The following is a 2,178-nucleotide window of genomic DNA, read 5'->3' on the forward strand; positions in this document are numbered from 1 at the left end:
TAGGACGTACGCATCAAAATCTGCAACATGAATTATAAAGGTGTCTCAGGCATATGAATGATGTAGATGGGCCAGACGCCATGCCATGTCCAGAAGAATCGCTGGATAATGTGGGCAAGCAGGATATTCGGCGGCACGCCGAGGCACCCGTGCATGCAGCGGGCTCCTCCTCAGCCAAGCCTACCGGCCGGTTCGTCGTCTATCTCGCCTTCCTGGGCAGTATCTCCACGGACCTGGCGAAGGTGGGAGGGTCCATCAGTGTCAGGGCCTGGGACATCGCCCCGCTGAAATCCCAGCCGAAGATCTTCCTCAGCCGCTTCTTGCTGATTCTCTGCGTTCCCCCGATGAGGTTGCTCATCTTCGCATACAGCGCCAGGCACGCCTTGTTCAGGATGCTCTGGTTGAGGGCGGCGTTGCGGTCGCTGAGGGTCATGTCGTCCTCGCGGAAAACGGTGTCCAGGCTCCAGTGCAGCCCGTTCTCGATGTTCCAGTGGGCCCTGATGCAATGCGCCGCATCGGCAATGTCCTTGAGGCTGGTGAGGTAGTAGCGCACCTCGTCCGTTGTTTTCCCGGTGACGTTGTGCACCATGTGCTTGGACACGCACACCAGCGCATGCGCCTTCTTCCAGTCCGCAAACACCCCCTTTTTCTCGCTCCGGGTCAGCGGGTAGAAGAAGAAGGAGCGCTGCTCGAGCTGGTTGTGGCTGATCTCGCTGGTCTCGTGGTGGCAGCCGTCGACCGCCTTCAGCTTCTCCAGGTTCTCCGGGGTGAACAGGGCCCTGGCGAATTCCGAGGCCTTGCCCTGGTTGCCCTTCAGCCCCCCCACGTAGTCGCCCTTGCCGTCGGCGATGATGCCCACGGTCCTGGTCTGCAGGTGCATGGCGTCGAAGGTGACCACCGTATCGGCGAGGTTCATCCTCGACAGGATCTCCTGGGCGTGCGGTATCTCGTTGGTCTTCGACTCGATCGCCTCGCTGTACAGGCACGTCTCCGAATCCTGCTCGTAGACGTTGAGGACCTGCAGGTCCTTGATCTCCTCTGCCGTATCGGCCTTGCGCCCGGTGCCCCGCAGCTGCTTGCCGTCCACCGACACGACCTTCTTCTCGGGGGCCGGCAGCTTCAGGGCCTTCCTGATTGCCGCATCCGATTCGGCCAGCACCCCAACCAGCAGCCCGTTCAGGTCCCCGGGCCTGATGATCGCCAGAACCCTGCGCAGGGTGTCATGGCTGGGGACTGCCTCGCGCCCGAACAGGCGCTTGTAGAGCCTGGCGTTGTGCATCCAGAAATCCGCGGCCCCCAGGCAGCTGTCCGAACCGGCCAGCGTGGCCAGGAAGAGCATGAGCACCAGGTCCCCCAGCGGGTAGGTGATCCGCCCCTGCACCCGCGTGTCGGGCATCCCGCCAAGCAGCTTCAGGATCTTCCTGAGCACCCGCACCCGCCCCTCGCCGTCAACTTCCTTGATCCTGACCGTATGCGAGCCCTGGAAATCCGCAATCTGCATCCTCAGCGTCTCAAACTCCATATCCGCCTCCCAGGTCCAACGGGACCGAATGCCTGGACGCCAGCCGCGCCAGCTCCTCGCCCAGGCCCGCCAGGTGCCAGGCCCCGTTCACATGCACCGCATACAGGTCGGCGCACAGCTCCAGCAGCCGCCGCCCGTCGGGCCCGAACCCACCCTCCAGCTTCGAGGCCACCTGCCGCCTCAGGTTCGACAGCACCCGCTCCTCCCGCTCGTCCAGGCCCCTGTCCAGGTCCAATCCAGGAAACAGGATGGACAGCCAGCTGCCCTCGTACCCCGCCCGGCTCTCCCTTCCCTCGTAGCCGAGCACCGCCCTCGCGTAGAGCAGGTCGGCGTCCAGCCCCAGCCTGCGCGGATGCATCCTGAGCACGCTGCAGACGGCCTCCGCAGCCCGGCAGAGCCCGTAGCGCAGCACCCTGACGGAACCCTTGACCGGGGGCCTCGACGGCACAAGGCCGTCGGCCTCGGTGACGATGCCCAGGTACTCGTCGCACCGGAACACCGGGTAGGGCTTTCCCTCCACCCGCTCCGAATGCCCGCGGTACAGGGCGTACCCGGTCTTGGTCTTCTTCACGTAGACACCCTTGGTCTTGTACCTGAGGACCCACTCTGGCAATGTAGGCATGGCTTCTCCTGTATTAAGTATAGCTTAATACACG

At 63.6% G+C, this 2,178-nt stretch carries 2 protein-coding genes; both read right to left on the reverse strand.

Annotated features, from left to right (window positions below; genetic code table 11):
• Positions 1 to 199 precede the first annotated feature (199 nt).
• Positions 200 to 1,522 (reverse strand): ISAs1 family transposase, encoded by a 1,323-nt coding sequence (locus B3K89_RS11270; protein ID WP_345907421.1) that lies wholly within the window; start codon positions 1,520 to 1,522, stop codon positions 200 to 202.
• Positions 1,512 to 2,144 carry a hypothetical protein gene (locus tag B3K89_RS11275; RefSeq protein ID WP_320350089.1) on the reverse strand — a complete coding sequence of 211 codons (633 nt, stop codon included), beginning with the start codon at positions 2,142 to 2,144 and terminating at the stop codon, positions 1,512 to 1,514. Before B3K89_RS11275 ends, B3K89_RS11270 begins: the two co-directional genes overlap by 11 nt.
• Positions 2,145 to 2,178: the final 34 nt, after the last annotated feature.

Origin of the sequence: Sphaerochaeta sp. UBA5849 (assembly GCA_002432715.1) — a bacterium.
Taxonomy (GTDB): domain Bacteria; phylum Spirochaetota; class Spirochaetia; order Sphaerochaetales; family Sphaerochaetaceae; genus Sphaerochaeta.